Annotated in this window: 11 protein-coding genes; 6 read left to right on the top strand and 5 right to left on the bottom strand. The window is 71.6% G+C overall.

Going from position 1 to position 19,493, the window contains the following annotated elements; genetic code table 11:
- Window positions 1-356: 356 nt before the first annotated feature.
- Complete coding sequence (locus CA12_RS03605; RefSeq protein ID WP_145357522.1) at window positions 357-791, top strand: zinc finger Ran-binding domain-containing protein; 435 nt, start codon at window positions 357-359, stop codon at window positions 789-791.
- A 154-nt stretch (window positions 792-945) separates the two neighbouring features.
- Here the strand turns inward: CA12_RS03605 and CA12_RS03600 are convergent, their stop codons facing one another.
- Together CA12_RS03600 and CA12_RS03595 are read right to left on the bottom strand one after the other, a co-directional pair.
- Entirely contained in the window at window positions 946-4,182 is a 3,237-nt protein-coding gene (locus CA12_RS03600) for an autotransporter outer membrane beta-barrel domain-containing protein (RefSeq protein ID WP_145357521.1), read from the bottom strand.
- Window positions 4,183-4,981: 799 nt separating this feature from the next.
- The gene (locus CA12_RS03595; RefSeq protein WP_145357520.1) at window positions 4,982-7,288 is read right to left on the bottom strand and encodes an autotransporter outer membrane beta-barrel domain-containing protein; all 2,307 of its coding nucleotides are present in this window, start codon (window positions 7,286-7,288) and stop codon (window positions 4,982-4,984) included.
- Window positions 7,289-7,304: 16 nt separating this feature from the next.
- Here CA12_RS03595 and CA12_RS03590 point away from each other — a divergent pair, with 16 nt between their 5' ends.
- Window positions 7,305-7,520 (top strand): hypothetical protein, encoded by a 216-nt coding sequence (locus tag CA12_RS03590; RefSeq protein ID WP_145357519.1) that lies wholly within the window; start codon window positions 7,305-7,307, stop codon window positions 7,518-7,520.
- Window positions 7,521-7,928: 408 nt separating this feature from the next.
- Here CA12_RS03590 and CA12_RS22950 read toward each other — a convergent pair whose 3' ends face one another.
- The 3 genes from CA12_RS22950 to CA12_RS03575 form a co-directional block, all read right to left on the bottom strand.
- Entirely contained in the window at window positions 7,929-12,035 is a 4,107-nt protein-coding gene (locus tag CA12_RS22950; RefSeq protein ID WP_145357518.1) for an autotransporter outer membrane beta-barrel domain-containing protein, read from the bottom strand.
- Window positions 12,036-12,364: 329 nt separating this feature from the next.
- Window positions 12,365-13,252, bottom strand: coding sequence for a 4-hydroxy-tetrahydrodipicolinate synthase (dapA, locus tag CA12_RS03580; protein ID WP_145357517.1), 888 nt, complete (start codon window positions 13,250-13,252; stop codon window positions 12,365-12,367).
- Window positions 13,253-13,364: 112 nt separating this feature from the next.
- The gene (locus CA12_RS03575; RefSeq protein ID WP_145357516.1) at window positions 13,365-14,222 is read right to left on the bottom strand and encodes an HAD family hydrolase; all 858 of its coding nucleotides are present in this window, start codon (window positions 14,220-14,222) and stop codon (window positions 13,365-13,367) included.
- A 701-nt stretch (window positions 14,223-14,923) separates the two neighbouring features.
- Between CA12_RS03575 and CA12_RS03570 the strand changes: the two genes are divergently transcribed.
- From CA12_RS03570 to CA12_RS21800, 4 genes are all read left to right on the top strand, one after another.
- The gene (locus CA12_RS03570) at window positions 14,924-16,561 is read left to right on the top strand and encodes a TROVE domain-containing protein (protein WP_145357515.1); all 1,638 of its coding nucleotides are present in this window, start codon (window positions 14,924-14,926) and stop codon (window positions 16,559-16,561) included.
- Window positions 16,562-16,682: 121 nt separating this feature from the next.
- The gene (locus tag CA12_RS03565; RefSeq protein WP_145357514.1) at window positions 16,683-16,985 is read left to right on the top strand and encodes a hypothetical protein; all 303 of its coding nucleotides are present in this window, start codon (window positions 16,683-16,685) and stop codon (window positions 16,983-16,985) included.
- Window positions 16,982-17,608: a hypothetical protein gene (locus tag CA12_RS03560; protein WP_145357513.1), complete on the top strand. Its 627-nt coding sequence runs from the start codon at window positions 16,982-16,984 to the stop codon at window positions 17,606-17,608. Before CA12_RS03565 ends, CA12_RS03560 begins: the two co-directional genes overlap by 4 nt.
- A 231-nt stretch (window positions 17,609-17,839) precedes the next feature.
- Entirely contained in the window at window positions 17,840-19,468 is a 1,629-nt protein-coding gene (locus CA12_RS21800; RefSeq protein ID WP_165700528.1) for a DNA-directed RNA polymerase subunit alpha C-terminal domain-containing protein, read from the top strand.
- The last annotated feature ends 25 nt before the right edge of the window (window positions 19,469-19,493 follow it).

Raw genomic sequence — 19,493 nt, 5'->3', positions numbered from 1 at the left:
CCCGTCATGTCGGCCCACCCGTCCTGCCGCCCGCCCCGGCGGCCTCCGTTCGTCGCCCCGTCCCTCACCTCTTTCTAAGGGGGCGCCCGGCCACCGGCGGCAGCCCGGGCGGCGGGCGGACTTCGCTGAGCGGGGAACCGTCTTCAGGGCGCCGGATGCTCAGGGCGCCGGCTGCGGCACGCTGTCGGACGCCGATCCCGAGACGTCCCCCGCCACGGCCCCCGGCCGCAGGGTCGTCCGCGGCGGGGGCGGTCGTCATAGGGCGGGGAGCCTGCGGAGCCCGGGGCGAACCGGCGGGCGTTGAACGCGGTCGGGTCGGGCGGTTCAATCCGACGTCACGTTACCCAAGGTCCGCCGTGCCCCGCCCGCTCTGCCCCGTCTGCGGCTACGCCAACCCCCCGGGGGCCGCGGTGTGCGAAGCCTGCGGCGAGCCGCGGCCGATCTCGGAGCGCCTCGCCGCCGGCGACGCCCCCGACGAGCTGTTCGAGGACGACCCCGACTTCGACCCCGCCGAGGACGAGGGCGACGCCACCGGCGGCGTGATCCCCTACAAAAACCCGCCGGCACTGATCGCCTACTACCTCGGGCTGTTCAGCGGGTTCCCGCTGATCGGGCTGCCGCTGGGGATCGCGGCGTTCGTGCTGGGGATCATGGGGTTGAAGCGGCGGCGGGAGAACCCGAAGGTCAAAGGCTCCGCCCACGCCTGGATCGGCATCGGCTGCGGCGGATTCTTCGCCCTGCTGTGGGGCGCGGTCGTGGTGATGATCGTCGTCAGCCTTGCCGTGGGCTGAGCGGGGCGGGGCGGGGGGGGCGAGGGAGAGCTCGAGCCCTCTTAGCGAGGCGTCGCGGCTTTGTGAGCCCGAAGCGCAAGCGAGGGTCGGGGGCGTCCCCTCCTCGCTTGCGCTTCGGGCTCACACACGGGCAAGGCCTTCCCAAACGCCGCTCTCAGAACACGTACTCCACCCGCACCTCGCCGGCGTGGAAGGTCGATTCCGGGCTGAGGCTCGCCCGGTAGAAGGCGCCGACGGACAGCGAATCGACGGCGAAGGTCAGCCCCGGGCCGAGCGTCAGGCGGTCGCGGCCGAAGTCCGTGCCGCGGACGGCGACGGGGACGCCGGGCGCCGCGGCGAAGGCGGCGGTCGCCTCTCCGGTGGAGCCGGCGGTCACGTCGCGGCTGTAGAACGCCTCCAGCGTGCCGGCGACGGCGAACAGCTCGTCCCCGGTGCGCACGCCGGCCCGGGCGCCCACGCGGGGCCGCAGTTCGCCCAGCGAGGCGTCGTCGATCGACAGGGCCGCCGCCCCGCCGCGTTCCACGAAGTCCTCCTGAGTGGTCCGGACGTACCGCAGCCCCAGCGCCGGGGCGAGGAAGGCGTTCGCCCCGCCGATCAGCAGGCCGGTCTCGGCGTCGGCGCCGGCGAGCAGGCCGTCGAACGAGGCGTCGGTGCGGTCGGCGAAGGGGAGCAGCGGGTTTTCGATCAGCACGTCGCGGCGGGCGTCCGTCTGCGTGACGCCGCCGAAGCCGGTCAGCCGGCCGTACATCCGGCCGAGGCCCCCCCGCACTTCGCCGCCGAAGCGGTGGGCGTCCGTCTCCGCCCGGGATCGAACGGCGTCGACCTCCGTCACTACCGACTCATACCCGTAGAACCCGCCGACGCTGAGGTAACCGTTCGGTCCGCCAAAGATCTGCGAAAGACCGACCGCGGTCCCGGCCGATTGGACTTCCGCTTCGGCGGCGTTCCCGTCGCCCTCGGCCCGGCCGACGGTTCCGGCGGTGTCCCACCAGCCCTGCAGGCCGCTGTTCCCGCCCCGGCCGGTCGTGCACGTGCCGCACAGCAGGGAGAACGTGGCGTCGCGGGCGGTCGCCCGATCCAGAAATTGGAGGGAACTGCGGTTCAGGCCGCTGAGGTGGGAGCCGTACGCCTCACCCGACAGGGCGTTCAGGGCGTGCGCGGCGGCCGCCTCCGCGGGCAGGGTGTCGAGCGAATCCCGCAGCGCCCGCAGGCCGGGGGCGGAGCGAACGGCGTCCAGCCCGGCGCCCACCGCGGCCTGGTTCGCGGTCGAGCCGAACAGGTGTGCGTAGGACCCGTCCCGGGCGGAGATCACGCCGTAACTCGTCGGCGTGACGAACGAAACGAACCGGGCGTCGGCGAAGTCGTCGACGAGCAGCGGCTGATCCAAAACCGTCAGCCCGCCGGCGGCGGTCAGCAGGTCGTACCGCACCGCGACCGGCAGCGGCAACGGGGTCTGCCCGGGCAGGACGTCGCGGCTGAGTTCGAACCGCCCCCCGTCGAGCGTCGCGGCGCCGGTCACGGCGAGGCGGTCGAAGTGCACGCCGGCCACCGGCGCCAGGCCCGGCGGCGTGGCGGCGATCTCCATCTCGAAGGCGTTGTGCGCCTCGCCGACGAAGTTGCCGTCGATCGTGAGAATCCCCGGGCTGTTTCCCGGGGCGATCACGCCGCAGGCGGCGAAGTAGTCGTTGGGCCCGGAGCCGGTGACGACGACCGTGCCGTTCCCGCTCAGTCGGCCCTCCAGCAGGAACGAACGCCCCTCCAGGCGGCCGTTCACCCTGGCGTGGGAGCCGGCCACGACGTGCACGTGGTCGCCGCTGCGGACCGTGCCGCCGTTCGACACATCGAGCGTGGAGCCGTCGACGAAGGTCAGCGCCTGGACGTTGAGCGTGCCGCCCTCGTCCACGGTTTGCGTGCTGGAGCCGTCCAGGCTGAAGGTCCGGGCGTTGAGGATCGCCCCGTCGGCGATGCTGAGGACCGAGCCGTTCAGGCCGATCAGCGAGTCGGTGGTAAACACCGCTCCGGGGGCCCGCAGCGCCAGCGTGCCGCCGTCGAGCGTGGTGACGCCGGCGATCGTCGCGGCGGCGTCGACGTTCACGACGCCGCCGGCGGTCACGGAGAGGCTGTCGGCGTCGAACGTGCCGGCGGCGAGCGTCAGCGTGCTGCCGGCCCCGTCGACGGAGGCGGCGCCGGCGACGATCACGTCCCCGGCGACGGTCGCGGCGCCGCCGGTCAGGGCCAGGCTGTCGAACAGGGCGGTCCCGTTCAGCGTGAGCAGCCCGCCGGACTGCGTCACGGCGCCGGCGGTGAGGACGCCGCCGGCGTCGAGGAAGAGGGCGCCGGCGGTGGAGAGGGCGCCGGTCGTGAGATCGCCGTGGACGGAGAGGGCGCCGTCGCTGTGCAGCGTGAGGCTCCCGGCGGAGGCGCTGCCGAAGACCGTCAGCGACCCGCCGGCGCCCGCCCCGTCGCCGATCACGGCGGCGTCGTGGACCGTCAGCAGGCCGTCCGCGGCGCCGCCGACGCCGGCGTTCACCACGACGGCGCCGCCCTCGATGGTGAGCCGGTCGGTGGTGAAGGAGCCGTTCTCCAGGATCGTCAGCAGGGAGCCGGCGCCGAGGACGGCGGTTTCGCCGGTGACGACGACGGTCCCGCCGACCTCCACTTCGGCGCCGTCCTCGATGACGTAGACGTCGTCGTCCGCCGCGTTCCCCCCGCCGTTGAGCGTGACCAAGCCGTCCAGCGTGACCGATAGGCCGTTCCCCCCGGCGGCGGAGAGGTTCAGGCTCGTCGCGACGAGCGAGCCGCCGCTGTTGACGTCGAGCGTGGCGGCGGCGTCGAGGTCGGAGACGAACGCGGCGCCGGCGAGCGACAGGGAGCCGTCCACCTGCACCAGCCCGCCGGTCTGGTCGAGGGCGGCGGCGGTGATCGACCCGCCGGCGTTCGTCAGCACGTCGCCGCCGACGACGAGCAACTCGTCCCCCACCGCCAGCGTGCCGTCGACCGAGACGACCCCGTCCTGAGCGGTGAAATCCGTCCCGACATTGGTCGACAGCAGGCCGCCGACCTGCACGTCGACGAAGCTGTCGTTCAGGAAGGCGTCGGTGATCAGTTCGCCGCCCAACTGAACCTCCAGGAACCCGCCGAGGCCGACGTGCACGTCGTTGCCGGTCTGATCGTCCGTCCCCGCGACCAGGAACGGACTGCCGGAGCCGAACAGGTTCAGGTCGATCGAGAGGAGCCCGGCCTCCGCGGCCGGGGCCGCGAGGGCGAAGGCGGCGGCCGACAGCCAGGGCAGCGCCCGCCGCCGCCAGAGCAGCGCTCGCGGCCGGATGCGACCGCGACGGAGCCCGCCAAGACGGGATTTGACGGACGGGAGTGCGAGGGATCTACGCATGAACGTGGCGGCCCGAAAGCAGGTGACGGAACGCGCTCCGGCGCCGGGCGTCGTCCGCCCGCCGCGAAGGCGACGACCGCACCGGCGAACGTTGCCTGTGCAGTGCTCCAAGCCTTTCGGGGGCGTCCGGTCGTCGGGGTGATCGCGTCTGGCCAAGCCGCCTGCCGAAACTTCGCGGCCAAGCCGCGATTCGACTTAAGTTCTTTCCCTCACAACGCTTCGGGTGGTCTGGGGGATATCCGGCGTCTCGAATGCGTCCGCCGTGGACCGGGCCGAACGTCTCGCATCCGAAGCGTCCGATTGGTCTGTTTTCTTGCTCCAAACCAAGCATTCAGCGTCTCCCGCGGCCGCCTGGGGCGACTCGCTGGCGAGGCGGCGAGGGCACTCGGCGTGGGGCGGCGGCAGGCGTCGCCGCCTGGGGGGCGGAACCGTCGGGAAACCGCACCTCGCCCCGAAGTTCCCGGAGATGCGAAGCGCAGAGGGCCGCGGGGGGGCATGGTTCCCGCCACGGCGACGACCCGCTCACGGCGACGGCCCGTTGCGGGGGCCGACGCCCGCGGAGAGAGCGGTTCCGGTCTCCGGAACAGCGGCGTGCCGTTCCGACCGGCGCGTTAAGCAGGGAGCAGGGCCTCCCGCGGCCCCGCGTTCACCCTCGCCGTCGTCCGCCCGCTCCGGGGCCGCGGCTCGGTCGGAGTCGGCGGCGCCGACGCAAACAGGCGGGCCGCCGGAGCGGCCCGCCTGGGCGGTGCGTTGAGTCCCCGAGCCGCTGCGGGCTCCGGGGATGTGCCGATTCCGCGTCTCAGAAGCAGACTTCGAAGTTCGCGTTGCCGGAGTGCACCGTGGAGCTCTCGGTCAAGCTGGCGCGATACCGGGCGGAGAACTGCACCGGGCCGATGCCGACGCTCAGGCCGGGGCCGAGGACGAAGCGGTGGTCGCCGAAGTCCGTGCCGCGGGCGTTGAAGGACGCCGCCGGGGCCGCGCTCAGCCGGGCGTCGTAGTCGGCGACCGAGGCGGCGGAGACGTCGCGGCTGTAGAACGCCTCCATGGTGAAGCTGGTGGGGGCGATCGTGATGAAGCTCAGCTGATTGCCGGTCCGCAGGCCCGCCCGCGCCCGGACTTCCTTCAGGAAGGTGTCGCTGACGTCCAGGGCGGTGAGTCCGCCGACCTCGGTGAATTCGTCCCGGTCGGCCTCGACGTACCGCAGGCCGGCGACCGGCATGATGAAGGAGGTCGGGGCGCCGAACAGGTAGCCGACTTCCGAGTCGACGGCGCCGAGGATGGTCTCGTATTCGGCGCCGGCGACGTCGGCGAAGGGGAGGCCGCCCTGGGAGTCGCTGAGCTCGTAGACCCGGCGGGATTCGGCGTCGGCGGCGCCGACGACGCCGGTGAGCCGGCCGTGAACCCGTCCCACGGAGCCCCGCAGGTAGGTCCCGAGGCGGTGCACCTCGTCGTTGACGACGGATTTGGAGCCGCCGACCCGCTCGGTGTTCACCTCGACGGTGCTGATCTCGGAGCCGAAGAAGCCGCTGACGGCCAGGCAGGCGTTGGAGCGACCGAAGATCCGCGTCGCCCCGATCACCATCCCGGCGTTGTCCATCTCGGCGGGGAAGGCGTTGCCGTCCCCGGTCACGCGGCCGCCGGCGGCGTAGGTGTGGTTCCAACCCTGCCAGGCGCCTTCGCCGTCGCGGTTCACGCCGCAGGTTCCGCACACCAGGGGGGCGGCGGCGTCCTGCCCGGCGATGATGTCCAGAAACTGCAACGAGTTCCGGTTCAGCGCCGTCATCTGCGTGCCGTAGACCTCGCCGGACAGCCCGTTGATGGCCTGCCGGGCCAGGGCCTCCGTCGGCTGGGTGTCCACGGCGTTGAACAGACGGGCCAGGGCCGGGTCGGTGCTGACTTGGTCCAGCGCGACGGAGACCGCGGTGACGTTGTAGGTGTCCGCGAAGCTCGCCAGGGGCACGTTCCGGCCGACCACCAGCGAATACCTGTTCGGCCCGTCGTCTAGGATGAGCCGCACGTCCGGCTGGGGGTTGACGACGACCACCGGCGCGTTGACCACCAGTCCGCCCGCGGCGGTGATGAAGTCGTACCGCCGCCCGATAGAGAAGCTGGAGGCGTCGGCGCCGGCCGGCAGGATCACGTTGACGGTGCCGCCGTTGATGGTCGCCTGCCCGGCGACGGCGATCTGGTCGTAGTCGAGACCCGCGACCGCGTTGCCGGCCCCGCCCGAGGTCACTTCGATGTCGTAGACCACCGAGTCCCCGACGTAGTCCCCGCCGATATTCAGCACCCCCATGCCGTTGGCGCCGGCGCCGAGCCCCTGGCCCGGAGCGATCCTCCCGGAGGCGAACACGTCGCTGTTGATCGTCCCGCGGCCGTTCAGGAGGCTGCCCGCCCGCAGGAACGTGGTGGCGGCGTTCAACGTCCCGCTCACCCGGAGCCGGTCGTTGAAGTCCGCCCGTCCGGAGATGTCCGTCGGATCAAGGGGATCCACGGGGCCCGCCACGGTCAGCGTGCCCCCGGCCCGGGCGTCGACCAAGCCGGCCGTTTGCGTCAGCGAATCGACGTTCGTGACGCCGCCGTTGCTGACGCGCAGTTCGGCTCCGGCGCCGTTGATCACGGTGGAGCCGGAGATCGTCGAGTTCGCTCCGAATCCGGAGGTGTTGAACAGGCCGCCGGTAACGTTGAGCTCGCCGGCGCGGATCTGTCCGGCGCCCAGTGCGTTCACGCTCCCGCCGGTCACCTCCAGGATGCCGCTGCCGATCGCGGTGGCGGGCGGGGGGTTATCCGCGGCGGCCCCCGAGAAGACCGGCCCGCCCACGATCAGGCGGCCGAATACGTTCGTCGTGGCGCCGGCCCGGTTCGCATATTGCACGTTGCCCGGCAGGAGCGTGCCGCCGGTCTGCGTCGTGATCAGCGCGTCGGTGCCGACGGTGACGTTCCCGAAGTTGAGCAGGTCCTCCGCCTTCACCCAGCCGGTGTTGGTCCCCACTGAGAGGGATCCGTTGACCTGGACGTCCTCGACCGTGGCGAAGAACGGCAGGTCGATGGGCGGGTTGGGCGGGTTGAGGATGACGTCGTTATCGGGCGGCGTCTCGGTCGTCACGGAGTACGCGCCGTTGATGACGACCGTCTGGGCCGACGCCTTCGACGGCAGCACCCCCAGCGCCAACGCCGCGGCCGGCATCCAAGGCAGGGCCCGGCGGAACCACGACCGCCGCGGACGGGACGCCCGGTCTTTGACACGAGCCGACCCGACGGAGCCCCCCCCGCCGCAACGGGCGGCGGAGGTCGAGGCCGAGAGCCGGGGCGACGCGGCGCCGGCCGCGGAGGTGTGAGATGTCATGTCTGACGCTTCTCGGGAGGTCATGTTGAGCCCGCGGCCGGGCGGGAAACGGATTTCCGTCGCCCCGAATAACCCGCTCAATCGACACCACTCCTGCGACGGCTTGAGGTGGAACCGCTCAAGCGTCGGTCAATCTGGCGCTTCCCGCAGAGTCCGAACGTCCCTTCGCGCGCCCGCGGTCCCGAACCGTCCCCCCCTCGCGACCGAACCTCCCGCGGTTCTCCCCGACGAGCGATCCCCGACAGGCGATCCGCCGCCGCAGGGCGGCTCCGAGGGGGCGGGGCCGCCTCGCGGGGGTATCCCCCCAATGCGAAGCGGCCGCCCCGGGAAGCGTTCCCGGGGCGGCCGCGGCGGTGATCGTCGGTTTCCCGCGGCGGTTTCCCGCGTGGGGGGCGCCGGCTCAGTAGCAGACTTCCAGCCGCACGTCGCCGCTGTGCAGGACCGACGTCTCCGTCAGCCCGGCCCGGTACTGGGTCGCCAGCCGCACCGGCCCCTCGCCGATCGTCAGGCCGGGGCCGAGGGTGAAGCGGTCCCGGGAGAAGTCCGTGCCGCGGGCGTCGAACGCGGCGGTCGGGACGGCGTCGAACCGGGCCCGGTAGTCGCCGATCGACCCGGCGGTGACATCGCGGCTGTAGAACGCTTCAAAGGTGGCGGTACTCGGCCCGACGACGGCCAGGGGGATCCAGCGTCCGGCCCGCAGGCCGACGCGGGGCCGCACTTCCTTCAACGTGCTGTCGTCCACCAACAGCGCCGTGGCGCCGCCGTCTTCGGTGAAGCCGTCACGGTCCACATGCATGTACTGCACGCCGACGACGGGGGTGACGAAGGACTCCTCCACGCCGAACAGCATGCCCAGTTCGGCGTCGCCGCCGGCGAGGGTGGCGTCGGTCTCCGCGGCGGTGCGGTCGGCGAAGGGCAGGACGGCGTCGGCGGCCGAGAACGACCGCGTTGCGTCCCCGAAGGCCATGCCGCCGAAGCCGGACAGGCGGGCGTACGCCGACCCGGCGACGGCCTTCACCGTCCCGCCGGCCCGGAGCACCTTGTCGGTGATCGTGGAGTTCGCCTGCGGCGCCCGCGTGGTCAGCGATTCGAACGCGTAGAACCCGCCGATCGAGATGCACTCGTTCGGGCCGTAGTAGGTCCGCGACAGGCCGACCGCCGCCCCGCCGCTGCCGGTGCGGGCGTCGAAGGCGTTGCCGTCGCCGTCGATCCGGGCGTCGCCGCCGTAGCCTTCCATCCAGCCCTGCAGGCCGTTGACCTCGCAGGACCCGCAGGCCAGCGGGGAGGCCCCGCCCTGACCGCCGATCACGTCCAGGAACTGCAGCGAGCTGCGGTTCAACGCCGTCAGGTGCGTTCCGTAGATTTCGCCGGACAACTGGTTGAGCGCCCGCTGCGCGGCGGCTTCGGTCGGCAGGGTGTCCAGGGCGTTCCGCAGATCGGCGAGGGCGGGGTCGCTCCCGACGGCGTCCAGCGCGGCGCCGACCTGCCGGGTGTTGAACGTGGCTCCGCCGGCCGCGAAGGACTGGTCCCGGGCCAAGATCAGGGCGTAGACGTTCGGGTCGATCTGCTGGATGAACCGCACGTTCGCCAGCGGGTCGAACACGGTCACGGGATTCAGGACCGTCAGCCCGCCGGCGGCGGTGAGGAAGTCGTACCGCGTGCCGACCGCGAAGTTCTGATTGCCGAACGGCTGCACGTTGACCGTCCCGCCGTTGACCGTGGCGGTTCCGGTGACGGCGGTCTGGTCGAAGTCGATCCCGGCGACGGGGGCCGTGGCGGCCTGCAATTCGAGGTCGGTGATCGCGCCCGGCCCGCTGGTGAAGTTGCCGACGACGTTCAGCACGGCGGGGCTGTTGCCGACGGCGAGGCGGCCGTTCATGGCAAGATCGCTGACGATCGTGCCGCCGCCGGTCAGCAGGCCGCCGCTGTTGATCAGCAGGTTGGCGGCGGTCAGCGTGCCGTTCACGCGGGTCTCCCCGCCGTTGACCGTTACGTCGTTCGCGAAGGTCGTCGTGGAGCCGGTCCCCACGTGGATCAACCCGCCGGTCTGCGTGGCGGAGTCGGCGGTCAGAGCGCCGCCGAACTGCGACGAGAGCGTGGAGCCGGCCCCGTCGACGGCGGCGGCGCCGGTGAGGGTGAACGTGGAGCCGGCGCCGGTGACGAGGGCGTCGCCGTCGTTGGTGAGGGCGAGGGTGGTTCCGTCGAAGTCGCCGCCGCTCTGGGCAACTAAGCCGGAGCCGGCCCCGTCGACGGTGGCGGCGCCGGTGAGGGTGAATGTGGAGCCGGCGCCGGTGACGAGGGCGTCGCCGTCGTCGGTGAGGGCGAGGGTGGCCCCGTTGAAACCGCCGCCGCCGGAAGATTGCAACAGGGAACCGGCCCCGTCGACGGCGGCGGCGGCGCCGGCGTCCAGCGTGGCGAGGGCGCTGGACACGTTCACCGTCCCGCCGGCGGCCACGGTGACGGTGTCGACGTTCATGTCGCCGGCGCCGGCGAGGGTGACGAAGCCCTGGTTGACCGTCACGTCGTCGCCGTTCAGCGTGCCGGCGTCGGTGACGACGACCGTCCCGCCGGTGTTGACGAACAGGTCGTCGACGGTCAGGACGCCGCCGCCGGTGACGGCGGCGCCGCCGATGCCGTTCACGGTCAGGTCGTTGCCGCCCGTGGCGGCGACGCCGGCGACGTTCAGGACGCCGCTGTCCACGACGGTCTCCGCCAGGGCCCCGTCGGCGCCGGCCTCGATCGACAGGTCGCCGCCGGTGAGCGTCGTGCCGAGCTGGTTTGTGATCGAGCCGTTGACCAGCATCTGTCCGCCGAGGCCGTTGAAGCTGCGGAACAGGAGGTCCCCGTTCATCGTGCTGGTCCCGCCGTACACCTCGGCGAAGACGGGGGTCGTGCCGCCGATGTCGCCGTCGTAGGTGAAGTCGAACAGCCCGTCGCCGCCCGCGCCGACCGCCCGGCCGGTGGCCAGATCGACGTCCCGGCCGAAGGTGAGGATCGGCCGGATCAGCGTGGCGTCGGTGTAGGCGTTGCTGATGATGTCGCCGGTCAGGGCCGGCCCGGCGAGGACGGTCCCGCGGAGGAGGTTGATCTCCCGGACGGCGGCGCTGTCGTCGATGAAAATCGCCGTGTCCGCGATCACGGTCCCCGAGAGGTCGACGCGGTCGACGAGATAGGCGCCGTAATCACCCGAACCGACCTGGAAGGAGTTGGGGCCGGCGGTCCCGAACGGGCCGCCGAAGTCGAACTGCAGGCCGACGGTGTCCGCCCCGGTCAGGTTGATCCCGCCGCGGTGGGTGATCCAGTTGTTGGCCCCGCTGCTGACCAGCACGCCGACGCTGCTGTCCCCGGTCGCCTCGATGTTGCTGTCCGTCGACACGGTGACCCGGTCGCCGATCGTTTGGGTGTCTTCCCCGGCGATCCGGACCCCGGCGGTGGCGAAGCCGGTCTGCTGCGTGTCGCCGACGAGGACGATGTCGCTGCCGTCGGTCTGCAGGAAGTAGCCGAGCGAATAATCCTGAGCCGAGACCCACGTCGTCCCCGAGCCGGTCACGCCCGCGACGTTGTCGTTGAACCCGATGGTCCCGGTGACGGCGGTGAAGTATCGGGCGCCGCCGAAGTGCTCGTCGAGGTCCAACGTCGCGTCGACGCCGGTGTCGTAGCCGATGTCCGCGAGGATGGCCAGTTCCGCGGGGCCGAAGGCCGCCATGTTGCGAAACGAGGTGCCGAACGGGTTGGCCCGCGTCATATTGTGGTACTGGAGCAGCGTGTGGGCGTTATCGCCGGCGATCGGCACGCCGACGCCGCCGGTGATCCGGTCCACGGCCCCGCCGGCGACGATAAAGTTCCCGGCCCCGTTAATGTTATTGACGTAGGGGTCGTCGCCGACAAACCCCAGCAGGTGGCCGACTTCGTGGATCGAGGTCCGCTGCAACGAGAACCCGGTGGCCAACTGCGTGGGTTCGGTCGGATCCAGCAAGGCGCCGAGCCCTTCGACGCCGTAGATGATCCGGCCGTCCTGCCCCGGGCGGGCCGGCGTGCTGCCCGGAGCCGCGATTCGAGGCGCGTCGAACCCGTCGACCAGCCGGCTGGAGGTGTTCGAACGCAGGACGCCGCCGTTGTTCACCACCGCCGGACGGGCGTTCGCGTTCTGCGGCGCGATGGTGCTGTCCTTCACCAGATAGATGATCGGCCGTTCCGGATTCGCCGCGGCCGTCGGCAAGTTGAGCGTGTCCGTCCAGTATTGGAACGTGTTCAATACGGCCGTCTGCTCTGCGGCGGTCCAGTTGCCGAGGTCCGCCGCGGCGATGTTGTCCACCCCGCCGAAATTGTAGTCGCCGTCGGTGGCGTTGTGGAACACGACCGTGAACCCGCCGACGTCCACCACCTGAGCCGTCGCCGGGGCCGGGAGGGCCAGCAGGGCGGCAGCGATCGCGACGACCGGACGGAGGACGGACCGGCGGCCCGACGGCGGGCGGCGTGGGGCGTCGGGGCAGGGGGGCGATGTCATCCGTGACGCTCCGTGAAGTCAGACTGTGGGGGCGAGCAGGACCCAATCGTCCTGGGACGAATTCTCCAAACGAACCCGCGTATTCGTTCAAGTCGTCACCGCCGGCCCGCCGGCTGAGGCGCTTTTGCCGTTACAGCCCGCGCAGACTGTGTTTTTGAGGGGCTTGGGAACCGAAGGGGCGAGAATTGGATCCTTCCGTCCCAATTCCGCCCGCCCAAATCCGCCCGCATCCGACGAGCCGCGACCGCCCGGCGGCCGACCCCGGTGTCCGGAGCGCCGTTCTCCTCAGCAGGGACGACAATCGCCGTCGGAAGGGCCGCCGCCGGCCTCTACAGGAGGCCGTAGTCTTTGAGGGCCTGTTCGAGACGCGGCTTCAGGGCGGCGTCGAGTTCGACCAGCGGCAGGCGCACCTCGCCGGTGTCCTTTCCGAGGCGGGCCATGGCAGCCTTCAGCGGGATCGGGTTGCTGGACAGGCCCAGCAGGGCCCGGCAGAGGGGGAACAGCTTGGCGTGCCGCTGGAGCGCCTCGGCGGGATCGCCGGCCCGGTAGGCGTCGATCATCGCCGTCAGCTCCGCGGGCACGATGTTCCCCGCCACGCTGACCGCCCCGGAGCCGCCCACCGACAGGATCGGCAGCGTCAGGCTGTCGTCGCCGGAGAGGATCGTCAGATCGCTGCCGACGGCGATGGCGCTGGCCTGATCCAGGTCGCCGGTGCTTTCTTTGACGGCGACGATCGTGGTCAGCTCGGCGAGCCGGCAGATCGTGTCCGGTTCGATGTTCTTCCCGGTGCGGCCGGGGATGTTGTAGAGGACGATCGGCAGATCGCAGGCGTCGGCGACGGCGGCGAAGTGCTGGTAGAAGCCTTCCTGGGTCGGCTTGTTGTAGTAGGGGGCGACCATCAGGGCCGCGTCCGCCCCGCTGCGCTGGGCGCTTTTGGTGAGCCGGACGGCCTCGGCGGTGCTGTTGGAGCCGGTGCCGGCGACCACGTTCAGGCGCCCGGCGGCCCGGGTGCAGACCAGGTCGATGACGCGTTCGTGCTCGGCGTGGGAGAGCGTGGGCGATTCGCCGGTGGTCCCGCAGGGGGCCAGGCCGGCGGTGCCCTGTTCCACCTGCCAGTCGACATTCGACTTCAATCGCCCCTCGTCCACCGCCCCGTCGCGGAAGGGGGTGACGAGGGCGACCGTCAGGCCGGCGAACTGTTCGCCTTTGCGGGGCATGGTGGACAAGCGGGGGGAGGGAAGCGGATCGGGGGCGGCAGGGTAGTGCGGGCCCGGGCCGGACGCATGCGTCCGGCCCGGGTTCACGGTTTCAGGCGTGAGGCGTCCGGCGTCAGGTCGCCGGCAGCAGGGCCCGGAGGTCGTCGGCGGTGAGGCCTTCGAGGCTCTCGACGACGCGGTCGGCGGCTTCCAGTTCGGCGGCTTCGTGGCCGGTAGAGAGCAGGCCCAGGCAGCCCATCCCCGCGGCCTTGGCGGCCTCGACGCCGAAGCGGCTGTCCTCGACCACCACGCAGCGGGTCGGCTTCACGCCGCAGCTCTTCGCGGCTTTCAGGAAGATCTCCGGGTCCGGCTTGCCCTTGGCGACCTCATTGCCGCTGACCACGGCGCTGAGGAACGGCTGGAGCTTCATCAGGCGGACCGCGAGCATCAGGTTCGCCGCCGGGCCGCTGGTGGCCAGGGCGATCTTGAAGTCCGCGTCCTTGAGGGCCTGAATCAGTTCGCGGGCGCCGGGCATCGCCGGGAAGTTCTCCGCGACCATCTCGCGGTAGAGGGACTCCTTGTCGTTCTCGACCTCGACGATCTGCTCGTCGGCCATGCTGGCGCCGAAGTTCTCCTTCAGGTGCTCCCGACTGGTTTTGCCGAAGCCGCTTTGGAAGTCCTCCTCGGTGTAGGAGACGCCGAACTTCTCGGCGGTCTTCTGCCAGCTTTCCAGGTGGGGCGTGTAGTTGTCGACCAGCACGCCGTCCACGTCCCAGATCACGCAGACCGGGTCGGCGTCCGGCGGGTTATAGACGACGGTCGCCGGGCTGGGGGTGTCGTCCGGTTCGCCCTCGATCGGGGCGCCGCTGGAGGACCTTTTCTTCGAGGCGTCGTCGTGGGACGAGGCGTCGTGGGCGGGGACAGACGTTCTGCCGGGGCGAGCGGTGCTCGTGGCGAGTTGACCGATCTTGTCGTCGGGGGTGGTCGGCATGGGGGAGGGCCTCCGTGGGGTGGGGCCGCGAGGACGAAACTTCGGCGGCGGGCGACGGATTCATTGAAACTGCGGTCGGGGAGTGTAGGAGCGACGGACCGACCTGTCATGGGGCCGAACCTGACTGCCGCGGGATCGCAGCGAATCCGTCCCAACCCGCGAACCGCGGCGACGGCCCGCGGGTCCGTTCCTCCGCGGGACCGAGCCCCAGGCAATCGGTTCTCCTCCCGATGGACGAGGTCGCGGGTTCGAATCCCGCTGCCGGGCCTCTTGCACGCCCGGCGTAGCTCAGTCTGGTAGAGCGCGTAACGCCGATCGCCGCCCGTTCGTTCGGTCCCGCTCCGTACACGCCAGTCGCACCCCGGACGCGCGCCGCCTGTCGGCGACGGCGGATCGGGGGCGCCGGCGAGCGGTTCGCCGCGGCACGCGTCGGCGGGGGAACACCCCGCCGGCGAGTCTCGGGGCCGAGCCCCAGAGGGTCGATCATCTTAATCCAACGGTTGCGGGTTCGAGTCCCGCCGTCGCCGATCGGCGAGCCGACCGGCGGCGTAGCTCAACTGGGTAGAGCATTGGGCCGTCGACCCTCGCCCCGTTCGCTCGGCTCCGTCCTCTCTTCTCCTCGCTCGATAACGCCGAGGCCCCACGAGGTCTCGGCGTTACGGCAGGCCACGTGTTCGTTCCTCGAAAGGGAGGAGCCCCCGATGAAGTACCCCGTCCTCACGAACCCCCGCGACGCCCCGCAGTCCGCCCCGGCGGATCCGCGGCAGGTGAAGAACGGCGCCGGCGGCTACGCGTTCGAGCTGGATCGCTGGGCCCGGCTGGATCGGCTCCTGATCCTCGGCTCCGACGCCCCGACCTACTACGCGTCCGCCCGGGACCTGACGAAGGAGAACTGCGACAACCTCACGGCCTGCTTCGCCCTGAACCCGACCCGCACCGCGGCGACGATCGCCGCCGTCAGCGAGGACGGCCGGGCGCCCAAGAACGACCCGGCCATCTTCGCCCTGGCCGTGGGCGCCAATCACGCCGACCCGCACGCCCGGTCCGCCGCGCTGGCGGCGGTCCCGCGGGTCTGCCGGACGGCGTCGCACCTGTTCGCCTTCGTCAACGCCGCCACCGGCCTCGGCCGGGGGTGGGGGCGGGGGTTGAAGCGGGCCGTCGCCGCCTGGTACGCGGCGAAGTCCGTCGACGCGCTGGCCCTTCAGGGCGTGAAGTACCGTTCCCGGTACGGCTTCGACCACGCCCGGCTGATCCGGCTGTCCCACCCGAACCCGGCCGACGGCGCGGGGGAGGACAAGGCGGAGCGGGACGTCCTGTACCGCTGGCTGGCGAACGGCTCGGTTCCTGACGAGAGCCGGCTGCCGGCGATCGTGCGGGCGCACCTGGAGGCGATGGCCGCCTCGCCGCGGAAGAGACTCGTCAAGCTGATCCAGGCCCACCGGCTGCCGTGGGAGGCCCTGCCGACCTGGGCGAACGCGGACCCCGCCGTTTGGCGGGCGATGCTGCCGCACCTCGGGGCGACGGCGCTGCTGCGGAACCTCGGCAACATGACCCGCGTCGGGGCGCTCCCGCCGCTGTCGGCCGCCGAGGCCGCCGCGGTCGACCGGCTCTCCGACGCCGCGGCCTTGAAGAAGGCCCGCGTGCACCCGTTGTCCGTGCTCCTCGCCCAGGCCGTGTACCGGTCCGGCCGCGGGGTGCAGGGGAAGGGGACGTGGGAGCCGAGCGGCCGGGTGACCGCCGCCCTGGACGGCGCCTTCCGGGCGGCGTTCGACGCGGTCGAGCCGACCGGCAAGCGGTTCCTGATCGGTCTGGACGTGTCCGGGTCGATGGGCTGGTCGCTGGCCGGCACGGCGATCACCTGCCGCGAGGCGGCCGCGGCCCTGGCGATCGTCACCGCCGCGACGGAGCCGGCCTGCCACGTCGTCGGGTTCACCGGCGCCAACGGCACGCGGTGGCGGTTGGGTTCTCCCGGCGTCGCCCCGCTGCCGGCGGTCAACGCCTCCGCCAGCGTCGCGGCGGCGGTGCAGGCCGTCACGGACCTGCCGTTCGGCCCGACCGACTGCGCCCTGCCGATGCTGTACGCCCTGGAGCAGCGGCTGGCCGTGGACGTGTTCGTCGTCCTTACGGACAACGAAACCTGGTGCGGTGCGGTCCACCCCGCCGAGGCGCTGCGGCGCTACCGGCGGGCGACCGGCATCGACGCGAAGCTGGCGGTGGTCGGCCTGACCTCCACCGGCTTCAGCATCGCCGACCCCAAGGACCCGGGGATGCTGGACCTGGTCGGCTTCGACACGGCGACGCCGACCGTCCTGTCCCGATTCGCCGCGGGGGCGTTTTGAAGGGCGAAGAGCGTTGAGGAGAACGAACGACCCGGACGCATGCCGCGTCCGGGTCGTTCCATGCGCCGCGTTCCGCGGGGACGGGTTTTTCGCACTCCGGCGGCGCTGATAAGCTGGGGCGATGAGCGACGCCCCCGCCCCGATCGTCACGCCGGCCGCGATGACGCGGGAGCGTGCCGAGCGCGCGGCGGCGGCCGGGGGCAGCCGGGTGCGGTCCTCGGTGCGGTTGTGGTGCGGCGTGCGTCGGAGGATGCGGGCAGGCCTGCGGGCCGAGTTTCCCGACGACACGCCCGCCGAAACGGACCGCCGGCTTGTCGAACGTCTGCGCTCCGTCCGGAACTTTCGCGAACGGCACATTTACCGGCCGGCCCCGCCGGATCCGGAGTGGACCGCCTTCTGCTTGGAGCGGGGAGTGAAGGCGTGACGCCAGCCGACGCGAATGACGTAGACGGCGCTAGTTCCGCCTCTCAGGACGACGGCCCGGACCCGTTCGACGCCACGCTTCGGCTCGTCGCCGCTCTGGAGGCCGCCAGCGTGGACTATATGGTCGTCGGCTCGTTTTCCTCGAACCTGTACGGCGTCGATCGATCGACGGCGGACGCCGACTTTCTGGTGTCCGCGAAGGTGGCGGACCTGACGGCGGCGGCTCGCTCATTGGGGCCGGAGTTCGTGCCGGACCCGCAAATCGGCTTCGAGAGCGTGACCGGTCTGCGGCGAATCCGGGTGGGATTGAAGGACTCCGGGTTCGAGTTCGAGTTCTTTCTGATGGGCGACGATCCGCACGACGCGGAGCGGTTTGCGCGGCGGGTTCGCAAAGACCTCGGCGACGGCCGCGAAGCGTGGGCCGCCACCGCCGAAGACCTGATCATCGCCAAGCTCCGTTGGGCGAAGGACACCCGCCGGGCCAAGGATCGGGAAGACCTCGAGACGGTTCTGTTCGCTCAACGCGGCAGACTGGACCTGCCCTACATCGAACGCTGGGCCGCGGAGCACGGGACGCTGGACCTGTACCGCGAGATCGCCGCGTCGATCCCGCCGCTGGATTAGCCGGCGGAACGTCGCCCCCCGCCGGGGATCAGCGGGGATCGCGGGCTCACGGTTGATTGGGCGACGCGGGCTCGTACAGTGGGGGGCTTGCGCCGGCGGCAGGGACGGCCCCCGGTCTGCTGACGGCGTCGCGGCGTCGCGGACGCCGCTCCCCCCGCGCCCGTTGCGTCGGACCGCCGGTTTCCCCTGGGCCGGTTCCTTTCATTTAGCGTCTGCGGAGTCCCCCCCTCGATGAGCGCCGGCAGCCACCTCGCCGATCTTCAGCCCGCCCGCACCCCCGACGGGGTCACCACCGGGGAGTACACCGCGGCCGGCATGACCGCCCCGCCCGCCCACATGGGCGGTCGCCGCGGCGCCCCCGCCTTCCTGCCCGGCGGCGGCACCAGCGCCGAACAGGCCGACCAGGTGGACGTCGCCGGCGTCCTCCGCGGCGACGGCCCCTTCGGCGCCGAACAGGTCAAACTCCTCGAAAAAGCCGTCGCCGGCACCCAGCCCGCCGAGGTCCGCCAGCATCTGCAGGAACTCGAGAACGAGATCGGCGAGGACGGCAACAATCGCCAGAACGCCGCCGCCGGCGTCACCCATTACCTGCTGGGCGAGCACGAACAGGCCGCCGAACGGCTCAACGAAGTCGACGGCGACCCGCTGGCCGACTACTACCTCGCCCAGGCCCTGATGAGCCTGAAGGACTGGGACGGCGCGATCGACGCCCTCCAGACCGCCGCCTCCAACGGCTACGACGAAGTCCAGTGCGCCCTGGAGAAGGCCGGCGTCGTCCGGCAGTCCGGCGACCCGGAACGGGCCGACGAGCTGCTGACCTCCGTCTCCCGCAAGGCCGCCACCCGGGCGGAGTACAGCTACCAGAAGGGCTGCGTGATGGCCGACCGGGGGGACACCCTCGGGGCGATCGAGTACTTCGAGCGGGCCGTCGACATGGACCCCCGCCACAGCAAGGCGATGTTCCGCCTCGCCGGCCTGATGGACCTGCTGGGCGAAGATAAGGAGGCGATCCGCCTCTACGAGCAGAGCCTCAGCAAGCCCCCGCTGTTCCTGGGGGCCCTGATGAACCTCGGCCTGCTGTACGAGGACGCGGAGAACTACCCCGCCGCCGCCTACTGCTTCCGCCGGGTGCTGCAGGTCTACCCGAACCACGAGCGGGCCCTGCTGTTCCTCAAGGACGTGGCCGCCGCCACGAGCATGTACTACGACGAGGAGGCGATGCGGCGCCAGCGCGAGCTGGAACAGCAGATGCGCATCCCCATCACCGACTTCGAACTGACCGCCCGCAGCCGCAACGGCCTGGAGCGGGCCGGCATCGCCACCCTGGGCGACCTCTGCCGCACCAGCGAGGCGGAACTGCTGGCCGCCAAGAACTTCGGCGACACCAGCCTGAACGAGATCAAGGAGATCCTCGAGGGTCGCGGCCTGCGGATCGGCCAGCTCGTCGAGCAGGACGCCGCCGAATCCGCCGGCTACGGCTACAGCCCCGGCTACGGCGGCGCCCCGAGCGGCTACGGCGCCAGCGCCGGAATGGCCCGCCCCCCGCAGCCCGGCCAGCCCTCCCCGCTGGCCTCGGTCAACCCGACCGGCGGCGGCAGCCCGGGTCAGCCGAAGCTCTCGCCGTTCGTCTCCGACGACATCTCCCCGGCCGAACGCGCCAAGTTGGAGCGCCCGGTCAGCGATCTGAACCTCTCCGTCCGGGCCCGCAAGTGCCTGACGCGACTGGGCATCGTCACCCTCGGCGAACTGGTCAGCCGGACCCCGGACGACCTGATGAGCGTCCGCAACTTCGGCGTGACCAGCCTCAACGAAATCCGCCAGAAGCTGGCCGACTTCGAACTGAAGCTGCGGAACGACTGAGGCTCACTTCGCTCGAAAATCCAAG

Origin of the sequence: Alienimonas californiensis, assembly GCF_007743815.1 — a bacterium.
Lineage (GTDB): Bacteria > Planctomycetota > Planctomycetia > Planctomycetales > Planctomycetaceae > Alienimonas > Alienimonas californiensis.
Note: the sequence above shows the minus strand (reverse complement) of the source record. Positions and strands in the feature narration are given on the sequence as shown.

What these genes read in the sequence shown, in the direction of transcription:
- CA12_RS03600 (WP_145357521.1), bottom strand. Translation starts at nt 4,182, where the DNA reads ATGCGTAGATCCCTCGCACTCCCGTCCGTCAAATCCCGTCTTGGCGGG.
- CA12_RS03590 (WP_145357519.1), top strand. Translation starts at nt 7,305, where the DNA reads ATGACGACCGTCTGGGCCGACGCCTTCGACGGCAGCACCCCCAGCGCC.
- CA12_RS22950 (WP_145357518.1), bottom strand. Translation starts at nt 12,035, where the DNA reads ATGACATCGCCCCCCTGCCCCGACGCCCCACGCCGCCCGCCGTCGGGC.
- dapA (WP_145357517.1), bottom strand. Translation starts at nt 13,252, where the DNA reads ATGCCCCGCAAAGGCGAACAGTTCGCCGGCCTGACGGTCGCCCTCGTC.
- CA12_RS03575 (WP_145357516.1), bottom strand. Translation starts at nt 14,222, where the DNA reads ATGCCGACCACCCCCGACGACAAGATCGGTCAACTCGCCACGAGCACC.
- CA12_RS03570 (WP_145357515.1), top strand. Translation starts at nt 14,924, where the DNA reads ATGAAGTACCCCGTCCTCACGAACCCCCGCGACGCCCCGCAGTCCGCC.
- CA12_RS03565 (WP_145357514.1), top strand. Translation starts at nt 16,683, where the DNA reads ATGAGCGACGCCCCCGCCCCGATCGTCACGCCGGCCGCGATGACGCGG.
- CA12_RS21800 (WP_165700528.1), top strand. Translation starts at nt 17,840, where the DNA reads ATGAGCGCCGGCAGCCACCTCGCCGATCTTCAGCCCGCCCGCACCCCC.